A 20655-nucleotide genomic window follows, 5' to 3' on the forward strand; every position below is an offset into this window, starting at 1 on the left:
ATTGACTTAGGAGTGATTGTTAACTTTCCATCCTCTACTCTGAATGTTACATTGCCATAGTTTTCATTGTTGTTTGTGAAATCTTCTGGCTTCAATCCCATATAGTATGTACCAGCTTCTGTACCCTTCACTTCATCATTTCCACTGAATGTGAAATCAGATTCTGTATATGTACTTCCTTCAGTAATAGATACATCATAACCTTTGACGCTCTTTTCAGTTCCAGTATATTCAAATGTATCTTTACGTCCAGTAATTACGACTACAACCTCACCATCTTCAGCTGTGACTGTCAATTTACCAAATTCTTTAGTAATAATGTAGTTAGAAGCTTTTGTATTTGACTTCAATTCATAAGTAAATGTGTTATTACTTGTACCTTTTTCAGTCTGGCTTCCAGTTACATTGTAAGTAGCACCTTCTTCTTTAACAAATCCATCACCACCAATAGTTACATTACTATTTGTCAATGGAGTCTTATCATAAGGCTTAGAATCATTTGCACTTGTCAATGTTACATTACGTTTAGTGATTTCATAAGAAGTCCTTGCTGTTCCTGTATAGTTTCCAATACCTGTGATTGTTACTTCAACTGTACCTGCGTTGACTGCTGCTGTATAAGACAATGTGTAATCTACATTTTCAACAAGTGTTGCACCTGTCTTTGTATCTTCTACAGTTGGCTTGTTCTTCTGCTCTTCGCCATTGTACATTGTATCGCTAGGCTTAGTTACCTTAATACCCGTCTTCTCATCTTCTGGATCAATTGACTTAGGAGTTACCTTCAACCAACCATCTGTTACTCTAAATGTTACATTTGTGAAGTTAGCACTTGTGTTATTGAATTGAGTTGCATTCAATCCCATATAAGAAGTTCCTTCTTCTTTACGAGATGCCTTGGCAGTTCCTTCAAAATGAATTGCTTCTTCTGGATATAATGCATTCGAAATATTTGTATACTCGTAGCCTTCTACTTCATGTGTGTTTCCATTATAAGTTTCAGTCTTTGTCTTACCTTTGATTTCAACTAGGACATTATCTGTCACTGGAGTAATGCTTAACTTTCCTTCTTTTACAACGATTGAATAGTTATCTGGATTGAACTTATTCTCTGTTTTATAAGTAATTGTATTTGTCACTGAACCTTCTTCGACATTTGTAACAGATCCAGTTGCCTTTACATCACTTACTTCACCATTCACAAAGCTTCCTGTCATCTTTACATCCGGTCTAGTTAATGGAGTTCCATCATAAGGTTTAGATTTTGTTTCACTCTCTAATGTAACACTTCGCTTATCAATAACTAATTGACCTTCTTCAGCAATTACAAATTCAACATTCGCAAAGTTTGTATTCTTGTTTTCAAAGTCTGCCACATTGATTTGCATATCATATGTACCAGCATTTGTTCCACTTACTTTTGCCGTTCCATTAAATTTGAAATCATCTGCTGTATACAGAGGATTACTAATAGATTTTACATCATAACCTTCTACCGTCTTCTTATTACCATCATAAGTAAATGTTCCACTATGTTCCTTAATATTAACAGTTACTTTTTCTGTAGAAGCATCAATACTTAATTTACCTTCATCTTTAACGATAGTATAGTTATTAGGATTGAACTTATCTGATGTTTTATAAGTAATTGTATTTGTTACTTTACCTTCACTAACATTTGTGACAGATCCAGTTGCCTTAATATCACTTACTTCACCATTCACAAAGCTTCCTGTCATCTTTACATCAGGTCTTGTTAATGGAGTTCCATCATAAGGCTTAGAAGCTGTTTCACTCGTTAATTTAACTTCACGCTTAGAAATTGTTAATTGTCCAGGCACTACATTGACAACAACTTTTTCTGTAACGTCCTTACCATCTTTTGTAACCTTAGCAGTACCCTTGATTTCAGTTTTATATTCGCCAAAATCAGTACCAGTAGCTTTTGCAGATAAACCAGTAATAGTATAGCCATCAGTTACATCTTTAAAGCCTTCAATCGATTGAGCTTCACCATTGTATGTAACTGTATTACTATTCGCAACTAATGTAATGACTGTCTTTTCAATCCAAGTCGCATATAGAACATTTTCACCATCTACATCTACATGTACGCTCTGTCCAGCTGCATAAGTAGCTTTACCATTATCCGCATCATCCTTAGATGTTGCCCAACCTGCAAAGTAATATTCTTTACCTTCTGTTTCTGGAGCTTGATAGCCTAAATCTTTTTCAGATTTTAATGTAACACTTTCGTTATTCTTAACTGGTACTGTCTGAACACTACCACGACCATTACCTGGATTATAACTCATTGTTGTTGAGGATTCTTCATTACCCCAAATAGCTTTCAATGTAATAATGTTATCATCATTTGCCAAATCCTTATTTACTTCAAATGCATCTCCAGGATGATATAAATTTCCATTTAACTTCCATCCTAAGAATTTCTTTTTTGAAGTTGTTGTCGCATTCTTAGCTACGGTAACCTTAGCTCCACCCGCATAGATATTACTATCCGTTGGAACTGTTGCCTTTGATCCTTCTGTACCAGGATCATAAACAACTTTTAATTCACCATTGTATAGCCACTTACCAATAACACTTGTATCCTTTGTGATTGCTTCATTTGTGTTATATGCATCACTCGTAATATTTCCATTACCATCTGCATAATACCATCCGGCAAATGAGTAATCACTTGTCGTTGTTGCACTTGGCAATACTGTATTGGCAATTGTACCAGCCGCAACTTTTTTAGTACCCTTATCTACTGTACCTTCAGGATTATTCAAGTTATAAGTTAAGCTGATCTTCTTAGCTGTCCATTTTGCGTATAGAGTCACATTTTGTGCTGGCATCTTCTTACCATTAAAATCAAATGCTTCCCCTTCACAAAGTTCATTATCATGCCAACCATCAAATTCATAATAATCCGGCAATGAGCCAGGTCTTACAGGAGTATAGTTCTCACTTGAAATACTTTGTTCATACTTCTTAGAAACAGTCTTATCTTGTTTACCATTGTTAATAAACTTTAAGTTATAAGAATTACGAGTATAGTAGAACTTAGCTCCATCATATCTTTTACCTATCTTTGTACTTGGCCCTTCATTGAAAGTATAACCTTTTAACGGATACTGATCTTCTTCAGTTACAGTAGTACCATAATAACTACCAGGAGAAGCATCTTTATGATCCAATTTATATTGAATACCATCCATTTGAACTGTGCCTGTTTCTCCAGGTAAGACTTGTACATAGTAAGATGCAGTTTCAGTACCATAACCTGTTTTAGGACCATAGAACTTTGCTCCATATAAAGGCATTGTAGCTATGTTTGCTTGGAATGTACTTCCATTTGGCTTAGTAAGCCAAGACGAACTTTCATTCTTTGTAGGCCATTGTTTACTAATATCCTGACCGTATTTAGCTTCAATAGTTAAATCTTTATATTGAGTCCTTCCTCTCACATCGAAGAATTCCACTTTATAAATATTTCTCTTATAGTAAACACTAACGATTGTAGATCCATCACCCTTGATTGTCTTTTTAGTTACTGGCTGTGCTGTAAATCCATCATAAGATTTTGTCTTTGCGTTTGCTTCTTTACCAGTCGTACCAGTTTTGTTTTCAGATTCATGGAATGAATATCCATCATCATCTGCATTTTCCCACCAGTGAATAACTGTATAGCTAACTTGTGCTTCTTTCCAACGTGCCTTTAATGTCATTGGAGACGTCACTGTTGCACCATTCTCTACTTTAGATAATCCATTGTACCAACCATCAAATGAATAACCAGGTTTTGTAGGTGTTGTAGATTTATTCAAAGTAAGCTTGTCACCATGTAATACGAATTGAGAATCAACAATAGATCCACCATCTGAATCAAATGAAATCCAATAACCTTCTTTAATGATTGCGTATACATTAATAGATGTTTTGTCTGTTGGAACTGCAATACTATCTGCAATATTTGCAGTACCATTCTTTTTGGCTGCCCAACCAACGATTTTATGCGTTGCATCTACTTCATAAGAAATATTCGTAAAATCATGTGCTTCATGATCGGATACTTTTTCAGTACGCATGATCTGTGTTCCAGCTGGATTATAGAAGTAAACATATAATGCATCTTCATATTTTGCTGTAATTTCACGAGTTGTTGTCTCAGTGATTGTTAATGCTGTATTGAAATCTTCAAACTTTGTTTCACCATCATACCAGCCAACAAATACTTTTCCATCCATATCTGGAGCTGTTGGAGTAATCAGTGTATCACCTGTTTTAACAGTCTGTGTACTTACGATGTTTCCATTCGCAACAAAATTAAATGTTGTTAGTGGAACTTCATTTTCACCCGTAATAACATAAATTGAGAAGTGATTTGTATTAAAGCTTTGTGTATTTGTCGCAACCTCAGTGACTGCACTCGCATCATCTGATACGTGATAAACATTGATTTCATCACCATTGACAGCTGCATTTTCAAAGCTAATATTTACAACACCATTTGGTTGAATTTCAACACCATCTTTATTAACGATAATTACATCTAAAGCAATTGCTGAATCAACCTCTTTATTCTTTTCAGAAACAGTTTCCTTAACTGCATTTAAAATAGCCTTTCTTGCAACATTCTTAACTACAAGCTTTGAGTCTCTTGGTAAAACACCCTCAGCTGCAGTTGCATGTACTGTTACATTTCCAGCTGTAGCACTTTCATCAAATGCAGGATACTCCGGCAATTCCTCTTTTACTTCCGTTTCCGGATCCGGGTCTGCCTCAGCATCATCTTCACTTGCTTCTTCCGTCTTTGTTTCTTCTGTCTTAGTTTCAGGTTCATCTACTTTTTCAACATTATTATTTTCAACTACTTTAGCCCTGTAAATGAACTTAACACTATTTAAAGCAGAAGTCGCATCAAGATTTACTTGATTTGCTGCCACTGTCTGTGAATTATTAATGACTACATCCTTTAATGTATAACCATCAAAATTCAACATTACACTTGTATCTGTATTTAAATTATGATTTAAATCAAAATCACGCAATGCAGCCGTCTTTAAGATGGTTCCATCTTCAGCTACATAACTTAATTCTACAGATTGAGTTTCAGCTTCAACAGGTGTAGCTACAGCATCCGACTGTGTATTTTCAGTCGTTACTGCTTCAGGTTCTGGTGCTTCCTCTTGTGGTGTACTTGTTTCTACAGTTTCATTCGTGTTAGCGCTTTCAACAATAGTTGAATCCGTCGCTTCTTCCACTGCATTTACACGGTAAGAGTCTGCTAGTCCAAACTGAATAGCCATCGCAAATGATAATGCGATTGATGCCGCTCTTTTCAAATTCTTTAGCATATAAAGCCCTCCTTTTCTAATTTATTAGGTAATGTTTCCTTTCCATCATCTGATTTTAGTATAGGCTTCATAAGGTTATAGACCGGTTATATAATCCGAAAATCATCTTTTTTTATAACAAATTTTAAACAAAAAAAGATCTATTGTCTTTAGGACAATAGACCTCATTATTTTCCTGAACTACCTAACTTTCCGGCCATTCTTTCAGACTCCATAGATTGAAGTTTTTCGAAAGAAATTTCTTCACTTTCTAACTGAGGCATTCTTAATAAAACGCCCTGACAAATAGCCTTTTCATAAGGATATATGATTGCTTCTTCGTTATATTCAGCATCTGCCTTTTTAATGACCACTCTTTTTGTATTCAAGTTTGTGACAGGCGCCATATATTCTCCACGATAACCAGAATCAATGACACCACTTCTCTGTGCAATTCCCTTTGTTCCTGTCGAACCACGCTCTTTTAAAATCATAACGAACTCTGGATCAAACGCACTCGCAACACCTAATGGAACTAACTTTGTTTCATGAGGCTCGATTACCATATAATCCTCGTCGAAGCATGGATATAAATCATAGCCTGCATCTTCATAGCGTTTTTGTGGCACCTTAGCCTCTGGCTTTACTTTTGCCCAATATAATTTATTCATAAATCTCCTTCTTGTATATTTTTACTAAGTCTTCTAAAGAAAACCTGGCATTTGCGCTGGAAGTCGAAGGACAATACACTGTTTTAATATCTGGAAAATATTTTTTCATAGTATTGTAGCTTGTTCTTCCATTACAAATAATCTTATCTATATTCTTATATGTTTCCAATAATCCTTGTATATCATTTGGCTCAATATCCTTAATTTCACTATCCGCACTTGTCTTTCTAATACAAGAATGACAAATATCCCAAAGTGCAATATGCGATGTTTTTAATAATTTTATCTTATCACTTTCCTGATAAAGCTCTTCTAAGACTTTCCAAAACCTATTTGTCTTATTCGCATAATACATCTGTTCCTTTAGACTAATGACACTTGGCATGGAACCCACGATCAATATTTTTGAATCCTCAAAGACAATGGGATCCAATCCAACTATTCGCTTACACATGTACCATAAACATCGTAAGATTTGGCATCTGTGATCTTAACCTTCACAAAAGTACCTAGCTCTAATGGCTCTTCACTTGTGAAGATAACCTGACCATCCACTTCATCCGGTGCATCCGCAGCACTTCTTCCACGATAACGATCCACCAAGCCTTCTTTTTCTTCAACCAAGACCTCAATGATATTACCAATCTTTTCCTCATTTTTCTCTTTAGAAATTTCTTCCTGCACAGCCATCAATCTTGCCAAGCGCTCATTTTGAACAGCCTCATCAATCTGTCCATCCATATCATAAGCTGGCGTATCCTCTTCTTGAGAATAAGTAAAAGCGCCCATACGATCCCATTTAATTTCCTTAATAAAATCTACAAGTTCTTCAAATTCCTCTTCCGTTTCTGTAGGGAAACCAACAATCATAGTTGTACGCAAAGTTGCGTTTGGAAACATTGTATGAATCTTATCTACAACCTTTAATACATCCTCTTTTGGACCTCTACGATTCATTAATTTCAACAAACGATTATTCGCATGCTGCATTGGAATATCAAAATAAGGAACGATTTTTTCACTCTCACTCATTGCCTGCAAGACATCATCCACAATTTCATCGGGATACATGTATAGAACACGAATCCAATGTAAACCTTCTACCTTTGATACTTGTCTCAATAATTCAGGAAGCATCAATTCTCCATAATTATCCAAACCATATTTTGTCGTATCCTGCGCAATCAATGTTAACTCCTTAACACCAATACTTGCCAAATGATTGACTTCTTCCATAATATCCTCAATTGTACGTGACTTTTGATCTCCACGAATCAAAGGAATCGCACAATAAGCACAACGATTTGAACAACCATCACTAATTTTCACATATGCCTGCCAAGGATTTCCTGTAATCACTCTTTCGGCCTTATCCAATAATGTATCTGAACCTAAGATTTTTTGTAGTTGACTCGCCAAAGTATTATATTCACGAATTGGGATAACCGCATCAATTTCAGGAATTTCTTCCCTTAAAGTATCCGTATATCTTTGTGCTAAACAACCACACACAATCAGCTTCTCTAAATTCTTCTCTTTATACTGTGCCATTTTGAAAATCGTATTGATACTCTCTTCTTTAGCACTTTCAATAAATCCACAAGTATTCACAATAATGGCTTGGGCATCCTTTGGATTGGCAACAATCTCATGACCACCCCTCTTGATCATACCCATGATTTGTTCAGAATCCACTAAGTTTTTACAACATCCCAATGATACAAAACCTATTTTCATTCTTCGTTATCTCCTTTTCGATGATAAATCATACGACCTTCTAACGCAAAGACACGAGGTCCAAAATGACCTGGCTGCGTTGTATCTAAACTTTGTTTCATCATATACATACGCGCATCTAAGTTATCTAACAAAGTTAAAACTTCTGCTTCTGGAATCATTGGCAGAACTGGAGAACCAAACTCCATCTTTCCATGATGGGATAAAACCATATGTTTCAATAATAAAATATTCTCTTTATCATTGACTCCAAGCTTTTCAGCCACACGATCCAAGCGATTATTCATAATACTGATATGCCCCAATAAATTTCCCTCATTTGTATATTCAGGTAGTACAGGACCGCTCAACTCATCAATTTTTCCAATATCATGCATCAAAACACCTGAAATCAACAAGCCTTTGTCTAACCATGGATATTGTTTACAAATATCTAAAGCAACACGCGCCATACTAATAGAATGGTAAGCAAGTCCACCTACAAAATTGTGATGATTTCTTGTTGCGGCTGGATATGTATAGAATAGATCCTTTGTTTCTTCTAATACTTGTTCAACAACACAATATAAATTTGAGTCTGTGATTTCTTCCATCAAAGACTTCACTTCTTCTTCCATCTCTTTACGAGTCATAGGAGCAAGTCTTACATAGTTTGAAATGTCTTCATCTTCTAAGACAGTCATCTTTCTAACTCTTAACTGAACTGCATTTCTATGAATAATTGAATCTCCAAATACATGCACGATCTGTCCTGCCTTATACTGTTCAATCTGTTCATTTGTCAAATTCCAGAATTTTGCATCTAGAACACCCGTTGCATCCTCTAAAATCAAAGATAAATAAGGTGTATCCTTAACTGTTTTACCCTTATCACACTTTGAAATCAAACATTTAATTTCTACTTTTTGTTCCTGAGTAATCTCATTAATTCTCATTCACTTTCCCCTTCCAAAACCTCTTTTATTGCTGATATACTAAAACCTTTTCTTACACAATACGTCTGAATCTTCTGATTTCGTTTTGGCTGATCAAAAGACGCATATAAACGCTTAGCCTTCGAAATCGTTTTTAATAAAGCCTCATCATCATTTTCATCTAATTCAATAGATTCTGATACTTGTTTGGCAATCTCCAATGAATACCCTTTTGTGACTAGCTTATTCACCAATGTCTGTCTTTGCATACGCAAAGATTGTTCCTTAATGGAATGTGTTAAGCGACGTGCTAATTTTACCGCATTGCTACGCTCCGTTTCTTCATCCAAGCTATCCAACGCTTCATCAATTAAGCTATCTTCAACACCTGCTTTTTTTAACTTTTGATAAATCTGCATTCTAGGCTGTCCATAAGAATGCCATACCTGTGCCTTATCAAATGCATATTCACGATCATCAATCCAATGACGTTCCATAAATTCATTCACGATTTCTTCAGCCTGATCTTCATCTAGACTCAAATATTTCTTGCCATATTGAACCATTTGATAAGAAGTATAATCATTGGAAAGCACGCGCTTCTTCATTAATTCAAACGCCTTATAGAATAACTGCATATCCAAATAATTGTCAATCATATATGCATCTAACATTGTATCCTTTGTGATTTTCAAGTCAAAGAAATCATCTGTAGGAATCATAACTTTAACCGGTTCTTTATCACAATCTCGAACAACTGTTAAGCGAACAAAATCATCCACCATACGAATACGCTCTACATGATAAGCACGTTTATAATCATCAATTGCCTGATTATAAACACTTAATGCTTTGTGCGCAAACATACTCTCTGTATATGGTGCTGTTTTAGAAACACAATAATCTCTTAATGCATCTCTTTCTTCTTTTGATTTACTGAAGAAACTATCCCACTTCTGACTCAATTCATTCGCATCATCAAAATAATAGCCTGACCTTCCTTCATCTACTAACTCTTTTAATACTTCATCACGACGACCAAACACTAAAAGGCCACTCGCTAAAGCTTCAATATAAGTCATACCTTGTGTTTCAGATAAGCTAGCCGATACAAAACAATCAAAGGCGGCATAATAATAAGCGATATTCTCCTTAGGAATCCTACCTGTAAAATGCACTCGATCTGTAACATTATACTTTTCAGCAAGATTCTGATAATACTCCATATCTGTACCACCACCTACAATCACTAAATGTAGATGTGGATCTGCATTCTTGCTAATCGCTTCAATCGGAATCTCGATTGCCTTCTCCTTGGCAATACGTCCTACAAAGACAACAATATGGTCTTCTTGACTAAAGCCTAATTCTTTACGAATACTTTGAACTCTATTTTCATCCAAATTCTTACGATCATATTCCGATAAATCTAAGCCTGTTGGCACAATATAGATTGGTGCTATGACACCATATTGTAGTAAAGCCTGCTTCGTCTTATCACTCGGTGCAATCACTGCCTGAGAACCATTCGCCATCACACGTGAAAAAGTACGAATCATACTCTTTCCTAATTTTTCCACCGAGTCAAATTCAAGCGGATTAAAATAATGCGTATAATCCTCGTACATCGTATGATATGTATAAACAATTGGAATATGTAATGCCTTCGCCATCTGACGACCAAACATACCTACTCCCGCTTCCGTTTGAATATGAATCACATCTAGATCCATCTTTTCAATATAGGCATCGGCACTGAACTGTAAAGGACTCGACATTTTATATCCATAAAACTTTTTAATTTCAAGACCCGGCAAACGAAGAATATGACCATCCTCATCCTCCACAATTTTTGAACCCTTATGATTCGTAATCACAAATACAGTATGCCCTAATTCTTCTAAAGCGTGTTTAAGGGTTGCCACACTTGAAACAACCCCATTAATATCTGGTAAATATGCATCTGTAAATAATCCAATTCGCATATACTACATCCCTTCTAAATCTATCTTGTTTTCTTTTCTTGCGTAATAATTCTTAACAAACACAAACAAAATTCCACCAATAATCAAAACAATATGATACGTAGAAAAACGCCACAAAACAAGTACTGCACCCGTTAGATTCTTCATCAAGTTATTAAATAAGAGTGAGAAAACAACTTCTGTACCACCACTTGCTCCTGGAATCGGAATAAAGCTATTGGCCATTGTGACAAAGCTTGATAAAGCCATGACATCAATAAACTCATTCATTTTAAGTGGAATGTGCAAGGCAATCGCAATCACAAAAGGTAAAGAATAATATAAGGATAAACGCACAACATTTATACATACACAAAGAAAAATACTTTTTTTATCTTTTGCGAGAACCTTAATCTCACGTGTAAAGCTTGTGACTTGTAAAGTCCATGAATCCAACGTTTTCTCTGGATTCTTTAAAATATGTATTTTAGAAAGTATTTTAACTAAACTACGCGAAAGCTTAATATAAATATTTGGAAATAACGCAATCGTATAAAGTGCAATGACAACGATCGCATTAATAATATATCCTAATAATATGATATTGAACCATGCGGACTGTGCGCTATAATAGGCAAATCGCAAAAGAAACAAAATCGAGACATAAACCATCATTGTCGTCTGATAAATAATAAAGTCAGCCCATAATAAGCTTGCTCCATCACTCACTTTAATTCCTTGTTTTTTCATAATATAAGCTTGAACAAATTGTCCACCCGTACTACTCGGTGTTATACCCGAAAAAAAGGAACCAATAAAAGCCACAAGAACACCTTTTCCCGGTGTATAGTGATCCGTATATTTTCTTCCAAGCACATAATATACTAGACCCCAGACCGCAGTAAAAAGAACTCCCCATAATAAAACAATGACAAGGCTTAACAGATTCATTTGTGAAATGCACTTTAAAACCTGATCAAAATTATCCTTTAGGGCAAACCATAGGGCAAAACCCGTCAAAGCAAGAATAAGTAACAGATTTAGTACGTATTTCTGTTTTTTCATAAAAACCCCTATTTTTTCTTACTTAACAATTCCTCTTGTTTATCCTTATAAGCACTTAAATAGAATTCACGCCACATATTCAATACATGTTCCTTCGAATAGAACTCACTCAACATGCGACTCTCATTTTGATACTTCGCATACACATCTGGATTTTCCTTTAACTCTTGTAAGCATTGTTTAAATCCATTATTATCATCTGCATGCATATAACGATCAAATAAAATATCTTTATATAAATCTAAATCACGAAGCACTAATGGCACATGTAAATTCACAGCTTCTAAAATAGTCATTGGAAATAATTCATTATAGCTTGGCACAAAAAGTACATCCGCCATATTATATAGATCCACCATTTCTTCTCTAGGAACAATACCCAAGAATTTACAATTTTCAGGTGGATTTTCCTGTAGCTTCTTCAATTCTTCATACCCATCCGTAATACGACCAAATGAGAATCCTCCTGCCCATACAAATTGAACATCTGGCATTTCTTTTGCGACATTCACAAAATCAAGAACACCCTTACGCGTTTGTACCTGTCCAGCTCCCAATACAACAAAGGCATCTTTAGCTACACCATATTTTTCACGAATAGAAGCGCATTCCTCATCGGATTTACGATAGAATTTCTCCTTAGATACATAATTAGGAATATAATAAATTTTTTCTCGATCAATACCATATTCTACTAATGCATCAATAAAACTAGGATTTACAACTACCAAACGATCCGCACTCTTATAGAATTGAATCAAATAAGAACGGAATACATTTAATAAAGGTGCTGGAATTTTTAGACTTCCTTCTAGTGTATCCGGTAAGAAATGGCAATATGCCACATTCACTGCTTTATGATTTTGCATCTTTACATAGAAAGTAGGGTCTACTGTATGGAAATGCTGAATATCTGGTGTTTTAATCCAGTTATTGATTCCAACTTCGAAAATGTCACTAGCTCCTTCTTTAATCAGATTCACCTGTTCTTCGTAGGCACTGCCTACGCCTTGGCCATCTACTTTATCTGCACTTGAATACATTATAATTCGTATTTTATCTTCCATAAAAATTACACTTCTTTCATCCTTATTATTATATCGCATCTACTATTTGTATGTCCAACTTTCAAGAAAGCAAATGAAAAGCCCCTTCAGCGGGGCTTCTCAAGAAAGTTTTAAGAAAGGGAATTTGATTATGAAGTGAGCCACTAACTTTGGCTCAACTGTATGTTACTAAACAATAAAGTGATAGATACGGTTATATTATGTGAAATTATGTGTCTAGATAACACAATAATTGTTGTTTTTAGTTAATAGCAACATTTTATAAACTAAAACAGATAAATCTCTATTTTTTTTCGTATAAATCAATCTTCTTTAATACACTCTTTTTCCCATTTCTATGAGAAATAAATCCTAAAACTGTAAATAAACCCGATAAAATCAAACCAATCAAAGCAATCCATTTAGCTACATTACGTACACTCATAGGAATATTAGGAAACATTGGATCTGTCATTCCTGACCATCCCCAATATGTAACGGCACCAAAAGCAAGTGTTAGAATAAATGCATTTCTGACCATTCTTCCCACTTTTAATACCATTTCATTTTCTCTTTGAATTACCTCAGCAAGCTGATCTCTTTCTTTGCGGCTCAAACTCATAATAAACGCTCCTTTTTCAAATATACACATTATTATAAGAAAAAAAGACAGGCCCAACAAGTTAAGCCCGTCTTTAATTGTCTTAAGTGATTATCCTAAGAATCCTACAACAGATCCTACGAATCCGATAACTACGAACAATAACAATACTTTAATTGGAGTAATGTTTTTCTTAGCCATCAACCACCAAGCAAACAATACGAATAACATTGTTAAGATCTTAGGGAAAGCTCCATCTAATTTAGATCCTAATGTTACGTCTGTTAATTTACCAGTTTCTGCATCATAAGATTGTGCAATTACTAAGTTAGTTGAAATTGATACCCAAGAAGCTGCCATCGCACCAACGATAACTTGTCCCATAACCAATACTGATTCACGGAACGCAGTTGCTTTTTGTCCTACTAACAATTCAACAGCACTACCACCTAATTCATAACCTTTGAAGTATACGAATTTTTGGAACCAAATTGAAGTTGCGTTCCATACGATGATATAGAATAAAGGTCCTAAAGGTGATCCACCTTCTGCGAAACCTAATGCGATACCTAATAAGATAGGAATGTAAGTACCAACGATCAATGAGTCACCAATACCTGCCAAAGGTCCCATTAGACCTGCACGGATACCGTTGATCATTTCATCATCGATTCCTTCAGCTCCGTTTGCACGAGCTTCTTCCAAACCAGCTGTGATACCAACTACGATAGATCCAATCTGAGGTTCAGTATTGAAGAATGGGTAGTAAGTAGTCATTTTTTCTGATTGTTCTTCGCGAGTAGGATATAATTCCTTAATAATTGGAAGCATTGACCACATGTAACCAAATGTCTGCATGTGTTCGTGTGAGAAACATGTTAAGTTTCCATACCACCAACGCCAGAAAGAACTATTTAATGTTTTCTTAGAAATCTTTTTCATAATTAAATGTCCTCCTCGTCATCATAGTCTGCAGATGCACCACCAACAGCACCTGTAGCTTTCATCATTGTCATTTGGTAGTTAATCAATGCGAATACACCACCAACAACTGTAGCAGCAATTAATGTTAATCCCATAGAAGCAGCTAAAGCGAATCCGAACATGAAGTAAATCAAGTCAGAAGTCTTAGATACTACTGATTTTAACAAGATACCAATACCTACGGCAGGAAGTACTGATCCTACTGATAAGATGGCTTTTACATACCATACTTCAGTATTCAAGCTCTGGAACAATTCAGCTACAGCTCCAGATCCATAGTAGCAAAGTAAAGTAACTGGCAAGAATGATAATACAAAGTGTGAAATTAGTGGGAGAACAACATCAACTTTTCCTAAACAATCTAAGTTTCCTTTATCCAATTGAGCCCAGCCCCAGTGTTGCCAAATAAGGTTCATCATAGCTGTTCCATAGAATAAAGTAATACCGATTACACCAGTCATGGCTGAGATACTAGATGCTAAACCTTGAGCATCAGTTCCTCCAAAATCCATACCGGCAGCTTTTGCTCCAACATAAGCCAATGGAATACCAATATAACTTACGGCACGTAAGTCAGATGCGACTGTTCCACCAGGTGTTACCAATGCGATCCACATAACCTGCATTGGAATACCAATTTGAATACATCCTGAAACATCACCTAGGATTAAACCTACGAATAATGATGCAACAAGAGGACGGTTCAACGTGTAGTTACCTACTGTTGTACCTAAGCAAGCAATTGTACTAGCAGCTGTACAACTCATAAGTCCAATTAAAATTGCTTGTAACCAACTCATTATTAATCTCTCCTTTTTTCTCTCTATTTATCTTAATTTGTTTACTATTCCCACTATTAGTAACCAAATTTAGATCTAAATTTGTCCCAAGTACCGATTGCAGTTTCTTTTAATAATGCAAACAATACTGTATAACCAGCATTTGTTAAAGCTTCACATGCGTCAGCTTCTTCTTGTGTAATTGACTGGTTTTGTCCTAATTTTGTAGCTCCTGGACGGTCATTACATGGTCCAATAACTACTGTTTTAACATCGTTAGGTACGAATCCATCGTCTACTAACAATTCTTTCATATCCACTGGGTTTTTAGTAATTAAGAAATATTTCTTGTTAGAGTTCTTAACTGTTTCTGCTTTTTCTCTCCAGTGTTCCTTTGTCCATACGAATACTTTCTTGTCTGTACTAGCCTTGAATGATTGTGTCAATACAGGAGTAGTTGCAGCTTTGTCGTTAACTGCGATAATTCCATCACAAGGGTATTCTTTAGACCATCTTGTAACAATCTGACCGTGAATAATACGATCATCAACACGAATAAAACTAATCATTATATGTCCTCCTTTATTCTGTTTATGCCTTCGCTATATGCGTTATAGCCAAATCCTATAGATCTTCGTCGTCATCATCAGAAGCAACAGTGAAATCTGTCAATCCTGTACGACCTTCGCTTAATAATGTATCTTTCAAATCTTGAACATTATCGAAGTTATCTTTCATCAATACAGCAGTAATCGCAAGAGGCATATTCATACCAGCAATAACTAATGTATTTCCAAGTAATCCTCTTTGATCCAAAACGTTCAATGCGTTTGTGAATGGAGAACCACTCAAGATGTCAGCTAATAAAATAACTTGATCATCTGCTTTGAAATCTTTAACCAATTCAGCAAAGTTAGATGCAAATTCGTCTGCGCTCATTCCGTCCTTTAAGCTTGTAGACAATACATCTTCACGATCTCCCGTCATCATTTTAACGGCACTGTGTAATCCAGGGGCGAATTCGCCATGGCTTACCATAACTACATATTTCATTATTTTTTCCTCCGCGTTTTCTTATACTCACATTTTATAATAAATATATTAGCGTTTTCAAGTGCTTTAGCACACAATTTCACATATTTTAGCGACTTTCAAACATGAGTATCACATAGAATACACATTTATTATAATCTCTTTGAAAACCTTTTCAATTTTCATATGTCACTACTTTTATGTGACAAATGTCATTTTCGAAATCAAACAAGAAAAAAACAGCAGAAATTTAACTTCCTACTGCTTCTCCAATAATATATTCAATTCATCATTCAAATTTTGCATTGCACTCTCAATATCTTCATTTGTATCAACGACTCTTCGAATTTCACTATCTGCCATCGAATACAATTGATCATAGCCATCCAGTTTTTTTATTGTGATTGCTCGTTCCATCATGTCATCAAAAAAATCTAAATTATAACTCGAATCCAATGGTGCGTCCTCCTGAATATACTTTGTCACATTTTTAGATGTCGAAACATTCTTCAATACTGAAACACCCTGCGAATATTTAAACAAGCTCTCCTGTGTTGTTTCATCGTAACAAAGTAACTTTAAAAATTCCCAAGCCATCTTTTTCTTAGAAGACATTTTACTAATGCCACATAATAAGCTATCCATTTGCGAAACATTATAACCACTTGGGCCTGCCGGCATTGGAAGACAATCCCATTCAAAGTTTGAATACTTTTTTACACTCCAAGGATATGGTTTATATGTTCTATACTCACTAAACATCATCGGACAAAAGGCGATTTTCCCATTATCAAACAATTCACTGGTCACGTTTTGTCCATAATTCAAGCGATTTAGCTTACGAACAAATTCAATAGCTGAATATACATCCGCATTCTGCAAAGTACCCTTCATACTTTTTTCATCATATAACGCCTGTCCATTCGAGCTTAATGCATTCTGCCAAGTGTAGCCATACTCGCCAAACTGATCGATTTCTCCATCGTCATCCGTATCCACAGTCAACTTTTCACAAATCGCATAGAAGTCATCCCACGTCCAATTGACATTCGGTATTTCAATTCCATTCTCTTCTAATAATGTTTTATTCACAAACATCAAAGTCGGTGAACTCTCATAAGGAAGTGCATACTGCTGATCATAAATATTACCCGCATTGAGTGTCGTTGAAAAATATCGCATTTTATTAAAATCAGGATCCGTCTGCATATATGTATCTAGTGATTCTAACATGCCTACTTTGGCATAAGTTGAAAGATCATCACTCAACACCATGAAAACATCGGGAAGCTTTCCATCTAGAGCCTCCTTTGAAAGCCAAGCCGAATAGTCATCTTTCAAGATACCACTGACATATTTCACTTGAACATTCGGATGTGTTTTCTCAAACCGTTTGATCGCATTATCAATGATCTTACCACTATCTGGACTTGGCACATTCCAATTACTACCCGCAAATACGCCAATCGTTAAAACAACGGGTTTTTGCGTATAATAAAATGTCCCTGCCAAACAACACACCAACATGGCTATCAAAAAAGTTCTTAATCTTTTTTTCACCATTATTTATTTCCCCTAGACAAATACCAAATAGCTAATTGTGTACGATCTCTTAAATCTAGTTTATCCAGAATCACACTTAAATAGTTACGAATCGTCCCTTCACTAAAACCTAATTTTTGTGCAATTTCCTTATTTGAATAACCATGACCAATTTGGGCAATAATCTTACATTCTGTATCACTCAAATCGATATGTTCATCTTCTTCATGTTCAAAATTAAATTTCCCATTCGAATTTGCCATCTGAGAAAAGAACTGTGTCACTTTACCCGCCACATTCGGGTTGAAACATGCTCCTCCCGCTAGAACATTATGAATAGCCGTACTTAACTCTTCTAAGGAACATCCCTTCAAAAGATATCCACTCGCTCCATATTTTAATGCATCATAAATATACTCATCATCATCAAAAGTCGTTAATATTATGACTTTTACATTTGGATTCTTCTTTTTCACTAAACGAGTACACTCTACGCCACTCATATTTGGCATACGCACATCCATCAAGATAACATCTATACTTTCTGTTTCCAATGTATCCAATACTTCTTGTCCACTGCCAACTACTTTTACTACTTCAAAATTCGGATCTGAATCTAAGATGATCTTTAAGCTTTCTCGAATGAGCTGCTGATCATCCGCAATCATAATTTTAACCATTATTCTCTCCTCTTCTCATCGGTATTTCTACAATCAATTCAAAACCTTTATCCCCATAATAACGTATTTTCCCCTGAAGTAAGTCAATACGTTCTGTCAAATGATGAATGCCAAATCCAGGTTTAACATCCTTACAACCCTGACCATTATCTTCTATAATTATAATCAAATTATTATCTGCCTGTGCAATTGAAACGTAAATTTTTGTCGCATGCCCATGCCTTACTGAATTGGTCATTCCTTCTTGAACAACACGATACACAATTTCTTCTTCGTCCGCATTCAAATTCACCAAAGGCAAATGACATAAATAAAGAATAGTCACATCGGTCAATTTCTGATAATCCATGATCATCATATCCAATGCTTCTTTTAAAGAATACCGCTCTAATGCATCTGGCTTCAACTTATCCACCGAACGCCTGACATCGGTTAAACCGCGTTTTGCGCTCTCTTCCAAAATACCCAATTGTGCTTTTGTGACATTGACATCCCTATCAATCATCACCTTACACGCTTCAAGACCAACACTTAACCCCGTTAAAGTATGCCCTAATGTATCATGAATCTCACGAGCAAGACGGTTCCTTTCTTTAGTTTCACCCATTTTTTCTCGCAAATTCGCATAGCCTTTTAATTGATTATTTAAACGTTTTAATTCGACATTTAAAGCCGCGAATTTCTGCGTTTCATCCATTTGTTTCTGTAAATACAAGAATATATAGGCAATAAACAACACAATATTTGAATTGCTAAAAGTCACTTCAATCCCCAGCAACAAGCCTTGTGTCTTTGAATTATACACCGACAAATATTCCTGGAATGAAATCATAGGAATATAGTTGGATAAATATCCATAATTGGATAGCATGTAAGCTAAAAAGACGAGTATGATGCAAATTGAACGATCAACTGGTTTATCCACATAGAGTAGGCTATCCGCAATAATCAAAAATAAAATACACGTTGTACTAAACGATATATTCTTCATGATCAATAGGCTCAATCCAAGTTCAATTAAAATCGGAATAATTTGATGACGATTAAAGAATCGAATTTTTTTACGCATGCTCACGAAACAAAACAATCCAATAAAGCCAAATACCGCTACATAGAAGGATCGAATGGGAACATTAGAAAGTGTGGAAATATTCTTAATAAAATCTGAGGCATAGCCACTTTGTGTAACATGCACCAATGTATAATACATCACAATCGCTATGTACCAAACGGTAAAAAAACTAAAGATCCACATACAGACGTAGACAATCCATACATTATATTTTTTTATATCTTGTATCATTGCCAGCCCTCCGTAGAATAATCATGAACATTGTCTTTTGTGATAATTTGCACAGGACTCACTTCATTTTTATTCTTGATTGTCTCTTGCGAAAACATCTTATAAATAGCTTCTGACGCCTTCTTTCCAAATGTTTTGGGAGATTGAGCGACCGTTGCCTCCATTTTACCTTCTAACACCATTTTTCTAGCTTCTGACGTTCCATCTATGCCATACACATACTTGCCTTCCAACATATTGTTCGATGAAAGTGCGGCCATTGCGCCCATTGCGCTTGGATCATTCAAACACATCACTACATCAAATTCTATTCCTTTCTCAATAAAAGACTCCATTTTTGGCATGGCCTTCTCTAATTGTCCCTCGCATTCCATTCTCTGAACCACTTTATAATTTGAGTTGGACTGAATCGTATCCTCAAATCCCTTAATTCGTAAATAGCCAGAACGAGTTGTCGAATGTTGAAGCAAGACAATATTGGCATGATCCAACTTACTCATCATATCTTTAGCACATTGTACGCCCGCATCATAGTTATCACTGACAATACTATAGGTCACATATTTATTATGTTTAACTTCCGTATCCACTACAATTACAGGAATACATTTCTTATAGGCAAGCTTTAAAGAATCTTTTAATCCTTCATAATCCACCGGCGTAATCACTAAGGCATCCACTTGTTGGTCCATTAAGTATTGGATTTGTTCCTTCTGCTTCTTTAAACTCATGGCCGAATCCAAAGTAATCAACTGATCTCCATGCTCTTTGACCACTTTTGAAATTTCCTCATTCACCACCGAATAGAACGTATTGTTGTAGGTCATATATGTTGCGCCAATCTTACGTGGCTCATTCGAATTGTATATCATATTCGATTGCGTAGTCGTATTGATCAAATAGTTGCTTCCAATCGCAAAAGTTAAACAAATTGTTAAGCAGAAGATGATATACACAAACGATTTTGGCTTCTCCATTCAAATCTCCTTTCCTTA

Annotated in this window: 17 protein-coding genes; all 17 read right to left on the reverse strand. The window is 35.5% G+C overall.

The features are described from left to right. Positions 1-5363, reverse strand: a 5363-nt coding sequence (locus tag DWY01_RS02715; protein WP_199519846.1) for an InlB B-repeat-containing protein, incomplete at its 3' end; no start/stop codon positions are given. Positions 5364-5530: 167 nt separating this feature from the next. Next, entirely contained in the window at positions 5531-6013 is a 483-nt protein-coding gene (locus DWY01_RS02720) for a dUTP diphosphatase (protein WP_117992830.1), read from the reverse strand. Continuing rightward, positions 6006-6467 carry a DNA-deoxyinosine glycosylase gene (locus DWY01_RS02725; RefSeq protein ID WP_117992832.1) on the reverse strand — a complete coding sequence of 154 codons (462 nt, stop codon included), beginning with the start codon at positions 6465-6467 and terminating at the stop codon, positions 6006-6008. Before DWY01_RS02725 ends, DWY01_RS02720 begins: the two co-directional genes overlap by 8 nt. Then, positions 6452-7750, reverse strand: a complete 1299-nt coding sequence (gene rimO / locus DWY01_RS02730; protein WP_117992835.1) for a 30S ribosomal protein S12 methylthiotransferase RimO — start codon at positions 7748-7750, stop codon at positions 6452-6454. Before rimO ends, DWY01_RS02725 begins: the two co-directional genes overlap by 16 nt. After that, complete coding sequence (locus DWY01_RS02735; RefSeq protein WP_117992837.1) at positions 7747-8685, reverse strand: 3'-5' exoribonuclease YhaM family protein; 939 nt, start codon at positions 8683-8685, stop codon at positions 7747-7749. Before DWY01_RS02735 ends, rimO begins: the two co-directional genes overlap by 4 nt. Then, a complete protein-coding gene (locus tag DWY01_RS02740) occupies positions 8682-10649 on the reverse strand; it encodes a glycosyltransferase (protein ID WP_117992840.1) in 1968 nt (655 codons plus the stop codon). Before DWY01_RS02740 ends, DWY01_RS02735 begins: the two co-directional genes overlap by 4 nt. A 3-nt stretch (positions 10650-10652) precedes the next feature. Beyond that, positions 10653-11693, reverse strand: coding sequence for a lysylphosphatidylglycerol synthase transmembrane domain-containing protein (locus DWY01_RS02745; protein WP_117992842.1), 1041 nt, complete (start codon positions 11691-11693; stop codon positions 10653-10655). An 8-nt stretch (positions 11694-11701) separates the two neighbouring features. After that, complete coding sequence (locus tag DWY01_RS02750) at positions 11702-12760, reverse strand: glycosyltransferase family 4 protein (protein WP_117992845.1); 1059 nt, start codon at positions 12758-12760, stop codon at positions 11702-11704. 283 nt (positions 12761-13043) lie between these two features. After that, a complete protein-coding gene (locus DWY01_RS02755; protein ID WP_117992847.1) occupies positions 13044-13361 on the reverse strand; it encodes a hypothetical protein in 318 nt (105 codons plus the stop codon). Positions 13362-13451: 90 nt separating this feature from the next. Then, entirely contained in the window at positions 13452-14282 is an 831-nt protein-coding gene (locus DWY01_RS02760) for a PTS system mannose/fructose/sorbose family transporter subunit IID (protein ID WP_117992850.1), read from the reverse strand. 2 nt (positions 14283-14284) lie between these two features. Next, a complete protein-coding gene (locus DWY01_RS02765; RefSeq protein WP_117992852.1) occupies positions 14285-15124 on the reverse strand; it encodes a PTS sugar transporter subunit IIC in 840 nt (279 codons plus the stop codon). Between the two features lie 56 nt (positions 15125-15180). Continuing rightward, complete coding sequence (locus tag DWY01_RS02770) at positions 15181-15672, reverse strand: PTS sugar transporter subunit IIB (protein ID WP_117572206.1); 492 nt, start codon at positions 15670-15672, stop codon at positions 15181-15183. A gap of 55 nt (positions 15673-15727) precedes the next feature. Continuing rightward, a complete protein-coding gene (locus DWY01_RS02775; RefSeq protein ID WP_117992854.1) occupies positions 15728-16156 on the reverse strand; it encodes a PTS sugar transporter subunit IIA in 429 nt (142 codons plus the stop codon). Positions 16157-16393: 237 nt separating this feature from the next. Continuing rightward, a complete protein-coding gene (locus DWY01_RS02780) occupies positions 16394-17698 on the reverse strand; it encodes a sugar ABC transporter substrate-binding protein (RefSeq protein ID WP_243001948.1) in 1305 nt (434 codons plus the stop codon). After that, positions 17698-18357, reverse strand: coding sequence for a response regulator transcription factor (locus tag DWY01_RS02785; RefSeq protein ID WP_117992857.1), 660 nt, complete (start codon positions 18355-18357; stop codon positions 17698-17700). The genes DWY01_RS02780 and DWY01_RS02785 overlap by 1 nt, the downstream gene beginning before the upstream one ends. Beyond that, positions 18350-19660 carry a sensor histidine kinase gene (locus DWY01_RS02790; RefSeq protein WP_117992859.1) on the reverse strand — a complete coding sequence of 437 codons (1311 nt, stop codon included), beginning with the start codon at positions 19658-19660 and terminating at the stop codon, positions 18350-18352. Before DWY01_RS02790 ends, DWY01_RS02785 begins: the two co-directional genes overlap by 8 nt. Next, positions 19657-20637 (reverse strand): sugar ABC transporter substrate-binding protein, encoded by a 981-nt coding sequence (locus DWY01_RS02795; protein WP_117992861.1) that lies wholly within the window; start codon positions 20635-20637, stop codon positions 19657-19659. The genes DWY01_RS02790 and DWY01_RS02795 overlap by 4 nt, the downstream gene beginning before the upstream one ends. Positions 20638-20655 lie beyond the last annotated feature (18 nt).

The sequence above is a fragment of the Eubacterium sp. AF22-8LB genome (assembly GCF_003458715.1).
Classification (GTDB): Bacteria; Bacillota_I; Bacilli_A; order Erysipelotrichales; family Erysipelotrichaceae; genus Holdemanella.

What these genes read in the sequence shown, in the direction of transcription:
- DWY01_RS02720 (WP_117992830.1), bottom strand. Translation starts at nt 6,013, where the DNA reads ATGAATAAATTATATTGGGCAAAAGTAAAGCCAGAGGCTAAGGTGCCA.
- DWY01_RS02725 (WP_117992832.1), bottom strand. Translation starts at nt 6,467, where the DNA reads ATGTGTAAGCGAATAGTTGGATTGGATCCCATTGTCTTTGAGGATTCA.
- rimO (WP_117992835.1), bottom strand. Translation starts at nt 7,750, where the DNA reads ATGAAAATAGGTTTTGTATCATTGGGATGTTGTAAAAACTTAGTGGAT.
- DWY01_RS02735 (WP_117992837.1), bottom strand. Translation starts at nt 8,685, where the DNA reads ATGAGAATTAATGAGATTACTCAGGAACAAAAAGTAGAAATTAAATGT.
- DWY01_RS02740 (WP_117992840.1), bottom strand. Translation starts at nt 10,649, where the DNA reads ATGCGAATTGGATTATTTACAGATGCATATTTACCAGATATTAATGGG.
- DWY01_RS02745 (WP_117992842.1), bottom strand. Translation starts at nt 11,693, where the DNA reads ATGAAAAAACAGAAATACGTACTAAATCTGTTACTTATTCTTGCTTTG.
- DWY01_RS02750 (WP_117992845.1), bottom strand. Translation starts at nt 12,760, where the DNA reads ATGGAAGATAAAATACGAATTATAATGTATTCAAGTGCAGATAAAGTA.
- DWY01_RS02755 (WP_117992847.1), bottom strand. Translation starts at nt 13,361, where the DNA reads ATGAGTTTGAGCCGCAAAGAAAGAGATCAGCTTGCTGAGGTAATTCAA.
- DWY01_RS02760 (WP_117992850.1), bottom strand. Translation starts at nt 14,282, where the DNA reads ATGAAAAAGATTTCTAAGAAAACATTAAATAGTTCTTTCTGGCGTTGG.
- DWY01_RS02765 (WP_117992852.1), bottom strand. Translation starts at nt 15,124, where the DNA reads ATGAGTTGGTTACAAGCAATTTTAATTGGACTTATGAGTTGTACAGCT.
- DWY01_RS02770 (WP_117572206.1), bottom strand. Translation starts at nt 15,672, where the DNA reads ATGATTAGTTTTATTCGTGTTGATGATCGTATTATTCACGGTCAGATT.
- DWY01_RS02775 (WP_117992854.1), bottom strand. Translation starts at nt 16,156, where the DNA reads ATGAAATATGTAGTTATGGTAAGCCATGGCGAATTCGCCCCTGGATTA.
- DWY01_RS02780 (WP_243001948.1), bottom strand. Translation starts at nt 17,698, where the DNA reads ATGGTGAAAAAAAGATTAAGAACTTTTTTGATAGCCATGTTGGTGTGT.
- DWY01_RS02785 (WP_117992857.1), bottom strand. Translation starts at nt 18,357, where the DNA reads ATGGTTAAAATTATGATTGCGGATGATCAGCAGCTCATTCGAGAAAGC.
- DWY01_RS02790 (WP_117992859.1), bottom strand. Translation starts at nt 19,660, where the DNA reads ATGATACAAGATATAAAAAAATATAATGTATGGATTGTCTACGTCTGT.
- DWY01_RS02795 (WP_117992861.1), bottom strand. Translation starts at nt 20,637, where the DNA reads ATGGAGAAGCCAAAATCGTTTGTGTATATCATCTTCTGCTTAACAATT.